We start from the raw sequence: 16,132 nt of genomic DNA, 5'->3' as shown, positions 1-16,132 counted from the left end.
GCGTCACCCCCCTACCGTGCGTCTGTCTGCGCGTTGTCATGTTCCTGTTTGTCGACATCACGGCGGGTCCTCGTTCGCCCAGCAGCGGGTCGCAGCGCTGGTGTAGAGGACATGGTTGATGTCCGGCAGCGGGACCAGTGGCTGTGTCAGCAGCACACTCGAACCGTTTCCGGCGGTCACGTCCAAACCACAGAGATAGAACTGGAACCACGAGCCGAACGTGGCTGCCCGGCCGATCTTCTGGAGCTTGACGGGCAGCGTGGTCAGCGTCTGTTTGATCGAGTCCTGCTGTTCCACGATCGTGGTTCCGAGGTCATTGAGGGCTGCGATCGAACCCTGGATGGACGGCCGGGTGGGCTGCAGGATCGAGGCCGTCACCGCGGTCAGGTTGGACAACGACGTGATCGCCGACCCGACTGAGTCCTTCTGCGCGGCAAGACCGGTCACGAACTTCTCGGTGTTGGTCAGCAACGCCGTGAACTGATCGTCATGCGCGTTCAGGTTGCCGAGCACCGCATTGAGGTTGTCGATCAGGCTGCCGATCACCGCGTCTCTGTCGGCGATCGTGTTGGTCAGGCTGGCGGTGTCGCGGACCAGTTCCGAAATCGTGCCGCTCTCCCCTTGGAAGACCTGGATGATCGATGCCGACAGCTTGTTCACGTCGTCGGCCGTCAGTTGCTGGAACAGCGGCTTGAATCCGTTGAACAGCTCGGTGAGGTTGATCGCCTCGACCGTGTTGGGCAGTCCGATGGTGGATCCACCGCCGATGGTCTGGGTCTGATCGCCCGGCCCCTTCTCGAGGGCCAGGTAGCGCTGGCCGGTGAGGTTTCGGAGCTTGATAACCACCCTGACCCCGGCCGGGAGCCGGTCGCGGTCGACCGAGAAGCTGACCTTGGCCTGGGTGCGATCGTGGATCTCGACGCCGCTGACCTGGCCGACGCGAACGCCCGCGATCCGGACGTCATCACCCGGTGCGACCTGGGTCGCGTCTTCGAAGATCGCCTTGAAATCGGTGCCGCCTCCGCTGCCACCGTTGGCAACGGCGAACGCGAGCACCGACGTCGCGAACACGGTGACCACCGCGAACACGATCAATTTGATGAGTGGAGCAACCAAGCCCTTCATTTGATGGTCACCTGGGCTCCCTGCACGGTGGGCGCGGCGAGCAGCGTGATCCAGCCCGGGACCTCGGAGGGATCCTTACCGGCCGAGGCCGCCACGATGGCCTGCATCTGGAGCTTGTTCCTCGGATCGTTGTAGTTCGTGACCGACTTCTGCTCCGATGCCGAGCCCTCGGGCATCGTCGAGTACTGCGCTGCCGGCATCTGGGGAACGTTGCGCGGACCGGCATTGCGGGACGGCGGCTGATAGGAGCCGTCGTTCACCGAACCACCCGGGTACTGCGGGAACGGTCTGCCGTTGGTCGCCGGTGCGTAGCAGATCGGTCCACGTTCATCGAACAGGCGCGGTTCGTCCTGGTTGGGCAGGTACCGACCCCGCGGGTTCACGAACTGCAGGTTCACCCGGACACCGGGGTTTTCGGTGCCCAGCCCGGTGATGACATCGGCCTCCGGCACGAGTCCGGCGAAGTTCTCGAACGTGCATCCGAACGCAGGCGACTGCTTGGCCAGCGCTGTGAGCAGCGGTTCGGACTCGATGGCCAGATCGACCAGATCCTGCCGGTTGGTGACCAGGAAGTTGGTGCCGTCGATGGCGACCTGGGTGACCGCGGCGATGGTGGTCCGCAGATCACCTTGCTTCTCGTACAGCGTGTTGGTTGTCGTGCGCAGGTTGTCCAACGAATCCACCAGGTCGGGCAAAGCCTCGGAGTAGGTCTGGGAGAAACTCGCCAGTCCCCGCAGAGTGCCCTGCAGTTCGGGCATGTTGTCGTTGATCTCGGAGAAGATCGTGTTGAGCTCGGACAGGCTCGTCCCCAACTTCTCGCCGTTGCCTGCCAAGGCCTTCGACAACGCCGACAACGTCACGTTCAGATCGGCAGGCGGGATCGCGTCGAGGACCGGCAACAGCTCATCGAACAGTTGCTGGAGTTCCACGGCGTTACCCGATTGGTCCTGTTCGATGGTCGACCCGCTGGACAGATGATCGGCCGACGAGCCCTCCTGGCCATCGGGGATCTGCAACGCCACATAGCGCTCACCGAAAAGGGTCTTGGGCAGGATGCGCGCGGTGGTGTCGGTCGGCAGCAACTCGACCTTGTCGGGCTGCAGCGCGAGGGTGACGATGACCGAGCCGTCTTCGATGTCCGGTGCGACGTTGCTGACCTCACCGATGATGAGCCCGCGGACCTTCACATCGGCGTTGGTCGGCAGTGCATTGCCCGCCGACGAGGTCAGGAGCTTCACATCCACCGTGCTGGTGAACGACTTGTTGTACTGCATGATCGTCAGCGTCAAGAACAATGCGACAACGAGGAAGAACACCAGGCCCAAGGCCCGGCGGCGTAGTGCCTGCATCGGGTTAGCCCCCCACTCGTACGGACGTGGTGGTGCCCCAGATGGCCAGGCCCAAGAAGAAGTCGAGGATCGCGATGATCACCAGAGCTGCGCGCACGGCGTGCCCGACCGCCACACCGACACCGGCAGGACCGCCGGTGGCGTAGTAGCCGTAGTAGCAGTGGACGAGGATGATCACGAAGGCAAAAACCAGCACCTTGCCGAACGACCAGAGCACATCTTCCGGGGGCAGGAACAGGTTGAAGTAGTGGTCGTAGGAACCGGACGACTGGCCGGTGAACTGCGTGGCTATCAGTCTCGACGCGAAGTAGGCCGACAGCAGTCCGAGCACGTACAGCGGGATGACGGCAACAAAGCCGGCCAGCACGCGGGTGGTCACGAGGAATGGGATCGACGGCACGGCCATCGTCTCGAGTGCGTCGATTTCTTCCGAGATCCGCATGGCGCCGAGCTGCGCGGTGAAACCACAACCCACGGTCGCCGACAACGCGAGGCCGGCGACGAGTGGTGCGACCTCACGGGTGTTGGCATACGCGGCGAGGAATCCGGTCAGGGCCTGCGAACCGAGCTGGTCGAGCGCGTTGGCGCCCTGCAGCCCGACGACGACACCGGTGAAGCCGGACATCAGGATCATCACGCCGATGGTGCCGCCGATGACGGCGAGTCCACCCGATCCGAATGCGACCTCGGCGAGCAGCCGCAGCAGCTCTTTGGGATAGCGGCGGATGGTGCGCGGCGACCACCCGATGGCGCGTCCGTAGAACGACATCTGGTCGCCTGCGCCGTCGAGGACCCGCAACGGAATGCGCGCGATCTTGCCTGCGCGGTAGCCGAGCTCTCCTCTGCCTTTCGCGATCGTCACCTGTTCTCCTATGAACCCTTGGCCGGAACGATCTGCAGGTAGACCGCAGTGATGATCAGGTTTGCGAAGAACAACAGCAGGAAGGTGATGACAACACCCTGGTTGACCGCATCACCGACACCCTTGGGACCACCCTTGGGATTGAGTCCCTTGTACGCCGCGACCACTCCGGCGATCACACCGAACACCGCGGCCTTGATCTCGGCCACGTATATGTCCGGCAATTGCGCAAGCGCGCTGAATGATGCCAGATAAGCACCCGGTGTTCCGTCTTGCACGATGACGTTGAAGAAATAGCCTCCGCCGATACCGACAACAGAGACCAGGCCACACAGCAGTACGGCCACCAGGATCATGGCCAGCACACGCGGGACGACAAGACGCTGAACCGGGTTGATACCCAACACCTTCATCGCGTCGATCTCTTCACGAATCGTCCGGGAGCCGAGATCGGCGGTGACCGCCGATCCGGCGGCACCTGCCACCAGCAGCGACGTCACCAGGGGTGCGCCCTGCTGGATCACCACCAGCACGCTGGCCGCACCGGTGAACGATTCGGCGCCGAGCTGCCGGATCAGCGATCCGGTCTGCAGTGACACGATCGCGCCGAACGGGATGGCGACAAGTGCGGTCGGCAGGATGGTCACACTTGCGATGAACCAGGCCTGCTGGATGAACTCGCGCCATTGAAAAGGACGCACAAACGTTTGGCGTGCGACATCGACGAACAGCTGAACAATATTGCCGGTTTGAGCGAGCGCGCCCGTACCGGCTTTTGCAACCCGATCGACACCACGCGTGGTGGCACTTGTCATCTACAGAGCCTTGTCCCCGGGCCGGTACGGGGGGAACTGCTCGGTCTGAGCATCAGAATCGACGTAGGGGGGTTGCGTCTGCGCATAACCCTGGGTCTGGTCATACGCTCCGGCCCCGGCCGGAGCCATCCGATGCGCGGCCTGCCGCTGATTCTCTTGCGCAGCGTCTTCCTGCACGAAGCTCTCCTCGATCGCCTTCTGCGCGGCCGGTGGCAGCGTATGCAAGATCTCACGGACTCGGGCCTGACGACGTCCGACAGCCTTACGCTCGGGCAATCCCGGGGTGGCCTGTAGCTGCGGGACGATACCGCGGACATCCTCGGCGGTACCACCGTCGGAGTGGCCGGCATCGACCATCTCCTGCTCGCGCTTCTGCTGCGCGTCGTCCTTTTCCTCGGACATACCGATGGGTCCGATGCGACGGCCGTTGAGGAACTGATCGACCACCGGCTCGTCCGATGTCAGCAGCACCTCACGCGGACCGAACATCACCAGTTCCTTGCGGAAGAGCATGCCGATGTTGTCGGGCACGGTCCTGGCGACCTGGATGTTGTGGGTCACGATCAAAATCGTGGCGTCGATCTGGGCATTGATGTCGATCAGCAGCTGCGACAGGTAGGCGGTGCGGACAGGGTCCAGACCCGAGTCGGGCTCGTCGCACAGGATGATCTGGGGATCGAGGACCAGGGCGCGGGCCAGACCGGCGCGCTTGCGCATACCACCGGAGATCTCACCGGGCAGCTTGTGCTCGGCACCGGTCAGACCGACCAGCTCGATCTTGTCCATCACGATCTGACGGATCTCGTCTTCCTTCTTCTTCGTGTGTTCACGAAGCGGGAACGCGATGTTGTCGAACAGGCTCATCGACCCGAACAACGCACCGTCCTGGAAGAGGACACCGAACAGTTTGCGGATCTCATAGAGCTCACGCGAGGAACACTTCGTGATGTCGGTGCCATCGACGATCACCGACCCCTGCTCGGGATGCAGCAACCCGATCAGCGACTTGAGGAACACCGACTTACCCGTACCGGACGGGCCCAACAGAACACTCACCTCGCCCTGCGGCAAGGTCAGCGAGACATCACGCCAAATATTCTGCGACCCGAACGACTTCGTGAGCCCCTCGACACTGACCTCAACACCCACTGAAATGCCCTCCAAATGAAGTCCGCCCCCGTCGCGGAACCTGTGGTTCGGCTCACTCTAACCCACAGGACGTGATGAATAAACGCGCTGTCGACGGATTCACAGACTCGGTCATACCGGAGTCCCGACATGGGTGACACCGTTCGGTCGCGGTTGCCGCAGGTAGAGGAAAAATCCGGTTACCGGCGAGTAACTTCCGTCACCGTCCGACGACGTAGAAAATTGCTCTGACGAAAAACAAAACGACCCGCAGCCGAGGCTGCGGGTCGTTGTGCGTTCTGGGTGGATCCGGCGAACCAGATCCTCGTCAGATCAGAATTACTTGACGGACACCTTGGCGCCGGCTTCTTCGAGCTTGGCCTTGGCTGCCGCGGCGGAATCCTTGTCGACCTTCTCGAGCAGTGCCTTGGGGGCAGACTCGACGAGATCCTTGGCTTCCTTCAGGCCCAGTCCGGAGACGAGCTCGCGGACGACCTTGATGACCTGGATCTTCTTGTCGCCGGCCGACTCGAGCACGACGTCGAACTCGTCCTGCTCAGCAGCGGCTTCAGCGGCGGCCGGAGCGGCAGCAGCAGCGGCGACCGGAGCAGCCGCGGTGACCTCGAAGACATCTTCGAACTTCTTCACGAACTCGCTGAGTTCCAGCAGGGTCAGTTCTTTGAACTGCTCGATGAGCTCGTCAGATGAGAGTTTCGCCATGGTGGCAATCCTTTCTGTCTTTCCCATGGGCGCATGGTGACGCGCCCCGGGAATGTTGGTGGGGTTTTATTCGGCCGCTTCTGCGGGTGCGACCGCGGCTTCTTCGCTGCTGGAAGCAGCTTTCTTTTCCTGCAGTGCGGCCGCAAGACGTGCGACCTGGGATGCGGGCTGACTGAACAGACCCGCAGCCTTTGCCAAGTTGCCCTTCATGGCACCGGCGAGCTGTGCAAGGAGTACCTCGCGGGTTTCGAGGTCGGCGATCTTGTTGACCTCATCCACGGACAGCGCGCGGCCATCCATGAATCCACCCTTGATGACGAGAGCCTTGTTGTCCTTGGCGAAGTTCTTGATCGCCTTGGCCGCCACAACCGGTTCACCCTCGATGAAGGCGATAGCGGTGGGGCCAGTGAACAGCTCGTCCAGACCGGTCACGCCCGCATCAGCTGCGGCACGCTTGACCAGGGTGTTCTTGGCGACGGAGTAGACGGCGCCTTCGCCGAGTGAACGACGCAGCTCAGAGATCTGCTTGACCGACAGGCCACGGTATTCCGTGACAACTGCTGCGGTGGCTCCCTTGAACTGCTCGGTGATCTCCGCAACCGCGGAAACCTTTTCGGTGTTTGCCATACTTCGCCTCCTCTCATGACGTGTCGGTTGGCACGTTGGAGCGCGACGCATCGGACGGGCCAAGTGCCCCACCAACGACAAACGCCCCGGCACAAGGGCACGGGGCGCACACGAGCGAAGTGGCATGATGCCACCTGACGGCGATACCTCGTTCACCCTGCGTGGGTCGCCGACGAAAGTCGGGCCTTCGGCCGATCCGCGATAATCGCGTACCGGTAACCAACGGTCTCTGGTTGAACTGACATCCGCGGGCATATGACCCACGAACACCAAGGGGCAACACTACCGGTAAGTGCCCCCCGGTCACAAATCGGCCACATCCAGATCAATTTGTGAAGCCGGATTAACCCGATTGTCGCGACCGAACGCCCGCTCGGCTACATTGATGCAACCAGTCCAGTGTGAGCCCGGTCACGAATACCGGGTAGCACTGGCCAGCAGCACGATGGAGTGTTGTCGCGACCTGAAACCCCCGGTCAGCACCGGGGGTTTGAGATCTCGCCGCATCCCTCCCGGCAGTGGAGAGGGAGCGCCATGGTCTACCAGTTGAGCCCGTACGAGTCCGCAGTGAGCCGCGGGGTCAGCCGGACTGCGCCCACACTCCCCCTCGGCGATCCGACCGGTGGCGCGAACGCCCGCTGGTGGCGCGAACTGGTCGACGGCGAGCCGGAGTTCGCTTCGGTGTCGATCGACCGGTCCGTCGACCTGGAGATGAGCGACGGTGTCCGGTTGCGGGCCACGTTGATCCGGCCGGTCGGCCGCTCCGGCGAGGCTGTCACCACCGCGCTGCCCACCGTCGTCAGCATCAATCCCTACAACCGCGCGATCCTCGACCTCATCGATCAGGCCACCCACCGTCTGCCCCTGCCACCGATGTCCGGCGGCATCCTCGATGTCTTCGGTATCAACCGCAAGCTGGTCCAGAGCGGATACGTACAACTGGTGGTCGATGTCCGCGGGACCGGTTCGTCTCATGGCCGCTGGCAGATCCTCGGTGACCGCGAGCAGCAGGACTCGATCGAAGTCATCGAATGGGCTGCCGGCCAGCAGTGGTGCGATGGCAACGTCGGCATGGCCGGCTGGTCGTATTCGGCCATCAACTCCCTGCAGGCCGCGGGCAACGGATCGCCCCATCTCAAGGCCGTCTTCGCGGTGGAGGGTTGCGAAGACATCGTTCGCGACATCTACATCACCGGCGGCGCACCGTCGGTGTTCATCCCGATCTGGCTGGCCGGGGTGAACCTGCTCAAGTGGCTTCCCAATCCGTCCACCGCACTCGGCGACGTACTCGGCACCAACGGGTTCACCTGGCTCAAGGATCGCCTCGCCTCCCCGGCGACCGAGATCGGCTCTCTGGCAAGAGGATTCCTCACCGGGACCGACCCCCGGATCTACGACGATCCGTACTTCGACGAACGCGATCCGAACATCGATCAGATCACCGCACCGACATTCGTCTTCGGCGGTTGGCACGACCTGTTCGGCCGTAGCGCAACCCGGATCTACAACCAGCTCAACCTGCCTCCCGGCCATAAGCAGCTCGTCATGGCCGACGGCTATCACATCGATGCCGGTCTCGGCTTCGGCGGACGGGTCTCGCCGCCACGGGTCGATGTCCTCGAGCGGGCCTGGTTCGACCGCTGGCTCAAGGGCATCGACAACGGTGTCGACGAATACGGTCCGGTGACGCTGCAGCAGCAGGGTGGTTCGTGGACGTCGGGACAGTCGTTCCCGCGCAACGACTCCCGAGTGCAGCGCCTCTATCTGTCTGCGGCCCATTCGGATACGTCGAAGCACAGCGTCCACGACGGCACTCTCGGCACCACCGTCAACACCGAGTCGGCTGCGCTGGGCATTCGCCCCGACGCCCGCGGGCTCGTGTCGCGGGACATGACGCAGGTGACCGCAGGTGCGACGCGAGTGCTTGGCAAATGGTTCACCACCGACGCCCGGTTCCAAGAGCGTGGCGCACTGTCGTTCACCACGGCCCCGGTCTCCGATTCCGTCCAGATCTCCGGCTCGGTGAACCTTCACCTGCGCACCACCTGTGCGGGAACCGATGCCTTGTGGGCGGTCACACTCAATGATGTTGCACCGGACGGCACCTCGACCGTTCTGTCCAACGGATCTCTGACCTCATCGAATCGCTCGCTTGATCCGGAGTTGTGTGAATACGCCGAAGACGGGTCGCTGCTCCTGGCCCACCATCCGCTGACTTTCAAGCGCAAGCTCAAGGTCGAACCGCACCTGCCGGTCGACCTCGACATCGACCTGGTCGCAACGGATGCCATCCTCGAGCCCGGACACCGACTGCGGGTCGATGTGTACGCCGCCAGTCTGCCGCGTTTTTTGGCGGTGCTGCCCGACCTGATCAAGGCCGGATTCCGGACCCAGAAAATCGTCCTCGACCCCTTCCATCAGAGCTACCTGACCTTCCAGGCGGTCGGCACACCCGCCTGGTGACAACTCGACCGAGGTCGAACCCAACCGCGTCGCGGTTACCATCGACCGTGCCGAACCCACCGCCGAGTGCGCCCATGACTCCGACCACACGAAGGGCGGCTGGTCGTGTTTGACGCGATCGCCCAGACCGTCCCGATCGGGATCGGCCTGACCCTGATCTCGCTACCGATCGCAGTCATGGTTCTGGTCCTGATGTCGGCGGGTGAGTACCGCGCGGTCGTCGCGTTCCTGGCCGGCTGGGTCGCCGGAATCGTGGTGTTGTCGGCGGTCGCGATCGCCATTGTCGATGCGCCGGTGGACGACTCCGCAGACAGCTCGTCCCGATGGGCCGACATCGTGCGGATTGTGGTCGGCGCGGCCGCACTGGCATTGGCGGCGAAGAACTGGTCCGGGCGGCCGAAGGGCGACTCGGCGCCACCGATGCCCAAGTGGATGGCTTCGTTCGAAACCATCACCCCGCACAAGGCCTGCGGACTGGGCTTTCTCCTGGTCACCACCAACCCGAAGAATGCGGTGGTCGTCGTCTCGGGAGCGACAACCATCGCGGCGGCAACCGAACTTGTCGCCCACCAGTCCATCTCGGTGGCAATTCTCGCTGCGATCGGCACCCTGGGTGTCGCTGCACCGGTCATCGCGAAGGCGATTCTCGGGGATCGGGCATCGTCGGTGCTCGACGCCACCAAGGACCAGATGATCCGGCACAACAGTCTCATCATGGCGGCGGTGCTGACCGTCATCGGCGTCGTGCTGATCGTCAACGGCATCACCGGACTCCGCTGAATGCTCAGCCGACGCGGATCCCACTGTCGCCGAAGGTGACCCGATAGACCAACGCCGCTTCCGGCCCCAGCACCAGACCCACCAGGTCGATGAGGGTTCCGGCGAACCGCGGTCCGTGTTTGTCGATGGCCGACCCCGGACTCAGGTGATGGGCCAGCTCGTGCAGAACCACCAACTCCCTCATCGCCCAACGTCCCTGCGTCGCAACCGGAACCGCGATCACGCCGGCGCCGCCGGTGGGGTCGTATTCGTAGTGCGCCTGATGTTGTCCGCGACGGGTTCGTACGCTGACCGGGATGCGCGCCCGTGCGAATCGGGTGATGACACTTTCCATCGCCAGCACCCGCTCGACGTAGTCGCGGACCGAGTCGACTGATCCGAACTTCGCCTCGGGTGGCAGGGTGACCGTTGTCCCGGCGATGGACAGAACGTTCCCGCCGCCTGCGGCCCGCTCGAACACATTGTGAACCAGCCGTTCCGCCGCATACAGCGCCGACCGCTGGCCATCGCGCACGTTCACCGCCAAACGCTCCGCTTATTCGAAGAGGCTCCACATATTTCTGGAGCGTCTTCGTAAAAGTGGAGCGTTTGCGTGGTCACGCCTCGAGTGCCCCGCGAGGGCCACCCAGTGCGATGTCTTCACCCAGTCGTGCACGACGCCCGGCCCGGTCGCCTGCCCGGCGCGCACCTTCCGAGTAACCGGCCGATGCGCTGTGGGAACGCCAGGTTCCCCGGGCCGTCGAGACATCCCGATGGAAATCCCGGACCTCGATCTCCTTGTTGCGCAGGACCAGTGCCGTCCCCGACTCCTTGTTGCCACCGTCGGCGGCGACCGCCTGCTCCCGCGCCTCATCGCGAGCCGCGGCGAGCCGTTTGCCGATCCGTTCGGCGAACGCGGACTGAAAGTTCAGCCGGGCCGTGATCGGCGACAGCTGCTTCTCCTCGACGACCCGGCGCGCGTACCGGCCACGACGCTCGGTGACCACGCGGGCGAACGTCTCACCCTTGTAGTCCCCCGACTTCAGGTAGGCGTCACTGGCGGCGACCATCTGCACCACGAGCGAGCTGTACAACGCCTCACACGAGTCGATGTCGCCGGGAAATCCGTAGGCGTAGACGAAGGTCGAGTTGCTCGCGACGTCGCACGTGATGTCGTTGGCCCTGGCGATCGCGACAAACAGCTGCACGTACGTACGCAGACCGCGTTTGCCTGCCTCCCCGATCGCGATATTGCGCTGTTCCGGGGCGACTCGCTGGTTGCCATTGCCGTGCGCCCTGGCCACCGCGAGGTCGATGGACGCCGCGGTGGCCAGCCGCTGAGCCGCCTGCATGAATGCCTGCGCCTCGTGTTCGTTGTCTGTGCCCTCGGCTTGGCGCAGCAGACCCGCGATCTTGGTCAGAAGTTTGTTGTCCTGCACCCGTCCAACCTTAGGGGCTGGCCCCGACCTCACCATTCCGGCGGCGCCGCATTGTGGACGGCGTCCTTTGGTGGGGACAAATACCGCGGCACACTCTGGTCCGAGTTAGGAAATGGTGATTTACTAACTCCTGTGGCCCGACCTCGCGTGAACACCGATACCGCTCTTCTCGACGCTGCCGCGGCGGTGCTCGCCCGGACCGGCTGCGCACGATTCACCCTCGAACTCGCAGGTCAGGAGGCGGGCGTGTCGGCCGCGACCCTGGTCAAGCGATTCGGATCCAAGCGTGGACTCCTCATCGCGTCCTCACAGCGCTGGATTGATGCCATCGACGCCGACCCGGCACCGCAACCCGGCGAAACGCCGGTGACGACGCTGCATCGACTGTCGGTGCGGTCCTATATCGACCACTCCCACCCCGACGAGGCCGCTAACCATGTGTCGTCACTGGCGGCCGACCTCGGCGATCCCGAGCTGACCCGCCTGTTGGCACTGGGGTGGCAGCGCAAACGCTCGCAGTTCGAACTCCTCATCGCCCGCGCGATCGCGGCCGGGGAACTCCCCCGCGCTCCCGACCCAGCGGCGGCAGCACGCACCCTGTTCGCCCTACTCGAGGGCAGTTTTCTCGGGTGGACCATCGACCCGACCCACCCCCTGGTGTCGATCCTCGACACCGAGTTCAACAACCTCACCTCCGCGTGGAGATGAAAGGAAGCCACCATGACCTCGACCACCGACATCACCGGCGCTGTGTTCATCGCGACCAGTGTCGACGGCTACATCGCCCGCGAGGACGGCGGCATCGACTGGCTCACCAGACGTGATGACGACATGAGCGAAACCGGCTACGACGATTTCGCCGCGTCCATCGATGCAATTGCCATGGGCCGCAACACCTACGAGGTCGGCCTGTCGTTCGAGCAGTGGCCGTACGAGGGTATGCGGGTCCTCGTCGTCAGCTCGCTGCTCGACGCGGGCGTCGACGACCGCATCACCGTGCACCGCAGCATCGACGACGTGCTCGAGACCGCGAAGATCGAGGGCCTACGGCACCTGTATGTCGACGGCGGGCGGCTGATCACCGGATTCCTGAACCGCAAGATCATCACCGAACTCACCATCACAACGGTGCCCGTGATCCTCGGTTCGGGACTACCTCTGTTCGGATTCGTCGACGAGGACATCCTCCTCGAACACAAGCGGACCGTGACCCTGAGCAAGGGCCTGGTGCAGTCCGTGTACCGGGTGATCCCGGATGCCATGCTGGAACGGTGAAACAAGACCTCGAGCCGAACGCCGAACGCAAACTCTTCGACCACAGCAACACCTCGCCAGGAGAGTTCTACCGGCTGCTCACCTCGTCGGTCGTGCCGCGCCCGATCGCCTGGGTGTCCTCACGTAGCGCCGCCGGTGTCGACAACTTGGCACCGTTCAGCTTCTTCTCCGTCAGTTCGACGAATCCACCGATCGTGCAGTTCACGACGGTGGGCGGCTTCAAACACAGTTCCGACAACGCCAGAGCCACCGGCCAGTTCGTGATCAACGTGGCGACCGAGCCGATGATCGACTACGTCAACGCCACTTCGGCCGGCTTCGCCGAGGACGTCAACGAGTTCGAAGCCGTCGGGGTGGCATCCGAACCCGCGGCGGTGGTCGATTGTCTGCGGGTCAAGGACAGTCCGGTCTCCATCGAATGTGTTCTGCACCAGATCATCGAGGTGGGAAACTCGCAGGTGGTGATGGGACGGGTCGTGGCGGTCACTGTCGATCCCCGGGTCGCGGCCGACGACGGCCATCCCGACTTCGCAAAACTCGCACCGCTCGCACGTCTCGGACGTCTCGAATGGGGACTGCCCGGAGAGGTAGTCGTCCGCGACCGCCCGTAGGCGCGCAAGCGCTAGTGCACGTTGCGCGCGATGACGGCTCCGACGATTGCCGTGGTCGGAAAGTCTGCCATCACAACACCCGTCCGTCCGGTGGGTTCGACTGCCAGGTGACTTCGGGTGCGCTCGAGTATCCCGACCACCCCGGGTGCGCCTCGCGCCACGGTCACCGGAACCGTCCCCTGCGCGATCGCGATCGGATCGGTCCCGGTGGCACTGAGGTGGTTGACGAACAGGGTCGGCGCCTGCCCGCCGCGGGCCGCGTCGAACTGCCGTTGAACACTGCGCCACTTCGACGGCACATCGGCCAGACTCCCGAGCTCGTAGTCGTCCTGGATATCCATCTGGGCGCCGCCCCATCGCGGCCCGTAGCTTGTCGAAGCGGCGAAATCCTGCAGGACAACAATCTTGCCGCGCACCACACCGAGATCCGGGATGCTGCCGTCGTATCCGGTCGGCGGCGTCCACAGATGTGTGGCCAACAGATCCTTGGTCTGGGGGTTGTTGTGGATGTACCAGTTCAGGGTTTCTTCATACGACCGCGTGTTCTCCGCGGCGATGTGTTCTTCCTTCAGCCGCATCAGGATCGTCTCGCCCGGATGCACCTGCAGGAATTCCGAGATCTGCCTGACCACGTCGCCGAAGTCGGCAGATAGATACTCGACCCCGTGGTGAATCGGGAAACCATCGCGGAAATGCCTGGTCCGGATGTCGACGGCGCGCACCCCGGCCGCCAATTGTGTTGGCAGATCACTGCTCTGCGTCTGCCCGATGATCGTCCCGCGCCAAGCCATCGTGTCGTGGGTGCCAGGGACGGACATCGCCGTCAACGCGGTGCCGTCCGGGATCAGGCTCATCCAGTCCGGTGCCGGCCGCGAACCGAGGTCGTCGCCACCGGCACTACCGGTTGGCAGATCGGCGCTACCGCTCGAGACCGCCGTCGCCGTGTACGACGAGGTCAACGGAAGCAAGGCAACTGCGGGAAGGGCGATCAGGGCGCGCAGCGCAGATCGGCGGCCGAAACCGGCAGAGTTCACAGACAATCCTTTGGTGGTGGCCCTCTTCAGGGTCCGGGGAAGGGACCCGGGGCCAAACGCGTTGCTAGTCATATAACCCGATCGACTTCCAGTTTGTACTCAAGACCCCGAACCAAAGAAGGCTCCCGTATGTCAGTGACTTTGTCCGTGCTCGACCTCGCCCCTATCGCCCCCGGGCAGAGTGCTCGCGAAAGTTTCGCAGGCAGTGTGCAACTGGCCCGCGCCGCGGAACGACACGGTTACAAGCGTGTTTGGTATGCCGAGCACCACAACATGGCAACGATTGCGTCATCGGCCACCAGCGTCCTGATCGCACACATCGCCGCGCATACCGAGACCATTCGACTCGGCGCAGGCGGCATCATGCTCCCGAATCACGCACCCCTGACCATCGCCGAACAGTTCGGGACGTTGGAAACACTTCATCCGGGCCGGATCGATCTCGGTCTGGGCCGGGCACCCGGCAGCGATCAGGCCACCATGCGCGCCCTGCGCCGCGACAACAGCTCAGCGGATCGGTTTCCCCAGGATGTGCTCGAGCTGCAAGGGTTTCTCGGTGACGAGTCCCGGATTCCCGGAATCACCGCGGTTCCAGGAGCCGGAACCCATGTGCCGCTGTACATCCTCGGTTCGTCGTTGTTCGGTGCCCAACTCGCGGCGCACCTCGGTCTGCCGTATGCGTTTGCCTCGCACTTCTCCCCCGATGCCCTGCAACAGGCGGTGACCTTGTACCGCCGCGACTTCAAGCCATCGGAACAACTGTCCGAGCCCTACGTCATCGCAGGTGTGAACGTTGTCGCCGCCGACGATCCCGATGCTGCGGCCGCGGACTTCGAGGCGTTGCGGCGCATCCGCGTTCGTGGCCTGATCTCCAGAGGACCATCGACCCCGGAGTACAGCGACGAAGAGATCGACGCCTTCCTGACAACGCGCGAGGGACACCAAATCGCCACGATGATGAAGTACACCGGAATCGGAACCGGCGACGATGCCCGCCGCTATCTGGAGGACTTCGCCGAGATCGCACAGGCCGACGAACTGATGGTCTGCCATCAGTCCGTCTCCATCGAAGGACGCTTGCGCTCACTCGAGCTCACCGCCGACGCGATGAAGGCCGCGCAGGTCTGATCCGCCGAACAACAAAGGCCGGGACCCCCCGTTGGGGAGTCCCGGCCTCATGTCAGTTCAGACGTGCTCAGACTTCTTCGTTGTTGTAATTGCGGTTGACCGACGGATCCACCGGGATGCCCGGTCCGGTGGTGGTCGAGACGGTGACCTTCTTCAGGTACCGGCCCTTGGCCGCCGACGGCTTCGCACGCAAGATCTCGTCCAGCGCAGCGCCGTAGTTCTCGGCCAGCTGCTTCTCGTCGAACGACGCCTTGCCGATGACGAAGTGCAGGTTCGAGGCCTTGTCGACACGGAAGTTGATCTTTCCGCCCTTGATCTCGTTGACGGCCTTGGTCACATCAGTGGTGACGGTGCCCGTCTTCGGGTTCGGCATCAGGCCACGCGGTCCGAGGATACGGGCGATGCGGCCGACCTTGGCCATCTGATCCGGGGTGGCGATCGCGGCGTCGAAGTCGAGCCAGCCTCCCTGGATCTTCTCGATCAGGTCCTCGGCGCCGACCTCGTCAGCTCCGGCAGCGAGGGCCTCATTGGCCTTGTCGCCTGCGGCGAAAACGATCACACGGGCGGTCTTACCGGTGCCGTGCGGAAGGTTGACGGTGCCGCGCACCATCTGGTCGGCCTTACGGGGGTCGACACCGAGACGGACTGCAACCTCAACGGTCGCGTCGGTCTTGGTCGAAGAGGTCTCCTTGGCCAGCTTTGCAGCCTCCAGCGGACTGTAGAGCTTGGACTTGTCGACCTTTTCAGCTGCGGCCTTGTATGCCTTGCTGTTCCTGCTCATATTTGCTCTGTCTTTC

The 16,132-nt window shown here is 63.7% G+C and carries 17 protein-coding genes; 6 read left to right on the top strand and 11 right to left on the bottom strand.

Annotated elements, in window-relative coordinates:
- Positions 1–57: 57 nt before the first annotated feature.
- The 7 genes from AC1TPF_RS08220 to rplJ form a co-directional block, all read right to left on the bottom strand.
- On the bottom strand, positions 58–1,125 hold the full coding sequence (locus AC1TPF_RS08220; protein WP_482135612.1) for an MCE family protein: 1,068 nt from the start codon (positions 1,123–1,125) through the stop codon (positions 58–60).
- The gene (locus tag AC1TPF_RS08215; RefSeq protein WP_482143440.1) at positions 1,122–2,474 is read right to left on the bottom strand and encodes an MCE family protein; all 1,353 of its coding nucleotides are present in this window, start codon (positions 2,472–2,474) and stop codon (positions 1,122–1,124) included. The genes AC1TPF_RS08220 and AC1TPF_RS08215 overlap by 4 nt, the downstream gene beginning before the upstream one ends.
- A 4-nt stretch (positions 2,475–2,478) precedes the next feature.
- On the bottom strand, positions 2,479–3,348 hold the full coding sequence (locus AC1TPF_RS08210; protein WP_482137251.1) for an MlaE family ABC transporter permease: 870 nt from the start codon (positions 3,346–3,348) through the stop codon (positions 2,479–2,481).
- Positions 3,345–4,151, bottom strand: a complete 807-nt coding sequence (locus AC1TPF_RS08205; protein ID WP_482135614.1) for an MlaE family ABC transporter permease — start codon at positions 4,149–4,151, stop codon at positions 3,345–3,347. The genes AC1TPF_RS08210 and AC1TPF_RS08205 overlap by 4 nt, the downstream gene beginning before the upstream one ends.
- On the bottom strand, positions 4,152–5,300 hold the full coding sequence (locus AC1TPF_RS08200) for an ABC transporter ATP-binding protein (RefSeq protein WP_482135615.1): 1,149 nt from the start codon (positions 5,298–5,300) through the stop codon (positions 4,152–4,154).
- Between the two features lie 318 nt (positions 5,301–5,618).
- A complete protein-coding gene (rplL, locus tag AC1TPF_RS08195; RefSeq protein ID WP_482137252.1) occupies positions 5,619–5,999 on the bottom strand; it encodes a 50S ribosomal protein L7/L12 in 381 nt (126 codons plus the stop codon).
- 66 nt (positions 6,000–6,065) lie between these two features.
- Positions 6,066–6,626, bottom strand: a complete 561-nt coding sequence (gene rplJ / locus AC1TPF_RS08190; protein WP_482135616.1) for a 50S ribosomal protein L10 — start codon at positions 6,624–6,626, stop codon at positions 6,066–6,068.
- A 534-nt stretch (positions 6,627–7,160) separates the two neighbouring features.
- Between rplJ and AC1TPF_RS08185 the strand changes: the two genes are divergently transcribed.
- Both AC1TPF_RS08185 and AC1TPF_RS08180 read left to right on the top strand, forming a co-directional pair.
- Entirely contained in the window at positions 7,161–9,089 is a 1,929-nt protein-coding gene (locus tag AC1TPF_RS08185; RefSeq protein WP_482143438.1) for a CocE/NonD family hydrolase, read from the top strand.
- A 105-nt stretch (positions 9,090–9,194) separates the two neighbouring features.
- Positions 9,195–9,869, top strand: coding sequence for a GAP family protein (locus AC1TPF_RS08180; RefSeq protein ID WP_482143436.1), 675 nt, complete (start codon positions 9,195–9,197; stop codon positions 9,867–9,869).
- Positions 9,870–9,873: 4 nt separating this feature from the next.
- Here AC1TPF_RS08180 and AC1TPF_RS08175 read toward each other — a convergent pair whose 3' ends face one another.
- Together AC1TPF_RS08175 and AC1TPF_RS08170 are read right to left on the bottom strand one after the other, a co-directional pair.
- Positions 9,874–10,389 carry a TIGR04338 family metallohydrolase gene (locus AC1TPF_RS08175; protein ID WP_482143434.1) on the bottom strand — a complete coding sequence of 172 codons (516 nt, stop codon included), beginning with the start codon at positions 10,387–10,389 and terminating at the stop codon, positions 9,874–9,876.
- Between the two features lie 76 nt (positions 10,390–10,465).
- On the bottom strand, positions 10,466–11,287 hold the full coding sequence (locus tag AC1TPF_RS08170) for a DUF2786 domain-containing protein (RefSeq protein WP_482135620.1): 822 nt from the start codon (positions 11,285–11,287) through the stop codon (positions 10,466–10,468).
- 132 nt (positions 11,288–11,419) lie between these two features.
- On the opposite strand from AC1TPF_RS08170, the gene AC1TPF_RS08165 reads away from it, so the two are divergent.
- The 3 genes from AC1TPF_RS08165 to AC1TPF_RS08155 are packed head-to-tail and all read left to right on the top strand — an operon-like array spanning position 11,420 to position 13,173.
- Entirely contained in the window at positions 11,420–11,995 is a 576-nt protein-coding gene (locus AC1TPF_RS08165) for a TetR/AcrR family transcriptional regulator (protein WP_482143432.1), read from the top strand.
- Positions 11,996–12,007: 12 nt separating this feature from the next.
- Positions 12,008–12,562 (top strand): dihydrofolate reductase family protein, encoded by a 555-nt coding sequence (locus AC1TPF_RS08160; protein ID WP_482135622.1) that lies wholly within the window; start codon positions 12,008–12,010, stop codon positions 12,560–12,562.
- Entirely contained in the window at positions 12,559–13,173 is a 615-nt protein-coding gene (locus tag AC1TPF_RS08155) for a flavin reductase family protein (RefSeq protein ID WP_482135623.1), read from the top strand. Before AC1TPF_RS08160 ends, AC1TPF_RS08155 begins: the two co-directional genes overlap by 4 nt.
- An 11-nt stretch (positions 13,174–13,184) precedes the next feature.
- Here AC1TPF_RS08155 and AC1TPF_RS08150 read toward each other — a convergent pair whose 3' ends face one another.
- On the bottom strand, positions 13,185–14,207 hold the full coding sequence (locus AC1TPF_RS08150) for a phosphatidylinositol-specific phospholipase C (protein ID WP_482135624.1): 1,023 nt from the start codon (positions 14,205–14,207) through the stop codon (positions 13,185–13,187).
- A 129-nt stretch (positions 14,208–14,336) separates the two neighbouring features.
- Between AC1TPF_RS08150 and AC1TPF_RS08145 the strand changes: the two genes are divergently transcribed.
- Positions 14,337–15,335 (top strand): LLM class flavin-dependent oxidoreductase, encoded by a 999-nt coding sequence (locus AC1TPF_RS08145; RefSeq protein ID WP_482135625.1) that lies wholly within the window; start codon positions 14,337–14,339, stop codon positions 15,333–15,335.
- A 67-nt stretch (positions 15,336–15,402) separates the two neighbouring features.
- Here AC1TPF_RS08145 and rplA read toward each other — a convergent pair whose 3' ends face one another.
- Entirely contained in the window at positions 15,403–16,116 is a 714-nt protein-coding gene (gene rplA / locus AC1TPF_RS08140; RefSeq protein WP_482135626.1) for a 50S ribosomal protein L1, read from the bottom strand.
- Positions 16,117–16,132 lie beyond the last annotated feature (16 nt).

This window comes from Williamsia sp. Y853, from assembly GCF_056786495.1.
The sequence above is the reverse complement of the archived record's forward strand: the minus strand, read 5'-3'. Positions and strand labels throughout refer to the sequence as shown.

What these genes read in the sequence shown, in the direction of transcription:
- AC1TPF_RS08220 (WP_482135612.1), bottom strand. Translation starts at nt 1,125, where the DNA reads ATGAAGGGCTTGGTTGCTCCACTCATCAAATTGATCGTGTTCGCGGTG.
- AC1TPF_RS08215 (WP_482143440.1), bottom strand. Translation starts at nt 2,474, where the DNA reads ATGCAGGCACTACGCCGCCGGGCCTTGGGCCTGGTGTTCTTCCTCGTT.
- AC1TPF_RS08205 (WP_482135614.1), bottom strand. Translation starts at nt 4,151, where the DNA reads ATGACAAGTGCCACCACGCGTGGTGTCGATCGGGTTGCAAAAGCCGGT.
- rplL (WP_482137252.1), bottom strand. Translation starts at nt 5,999, where the DNA reads ATGGCGAAACTCTCATCTGACGAGCTCATCGAGCAGTTCAAAGAACTG.
- rplJ (WP_482135616.1), bottom strand. Translation starts at nt 6,626, where the DNA reads ATGGCAAACACCGAAAAGGTTTCCGCGGTTGCGGAGATCACCGAGCAG.
- AC1TPF_RS08185 (WP_482143438.1), top strand. Translation starts at nt 7,161, where the DNA reads ATGGTCTACCAGTTGAGCCCGTACGAGTCCGCAGTGAGCCGCGGGGTC.
- AC1TPF_RS08160 (WP_482135622.1), top strand. Translation starts at nt 12,008, where the DNA reads ATGACCTCGACCACCGACATCACCGGCGCTGTGTTCATCGCGACCAGT.
- AC1TPF_RS08145 (WP_482135625.1), top strand. Translation starts at nt 14,337, where the DNA reads ATGTCAGTGACTTTGTCCGTGCTCGACCTCGCCCCTATCGCCCCCGGG.
- rplA (WP_482135626.1), bottom strand. Translation starts at nt 16,116, where the DNA reads ATGAGCAGGAACAGCAAGGCATACAAGGCCGCAGCTGAAAAGGTCGAC.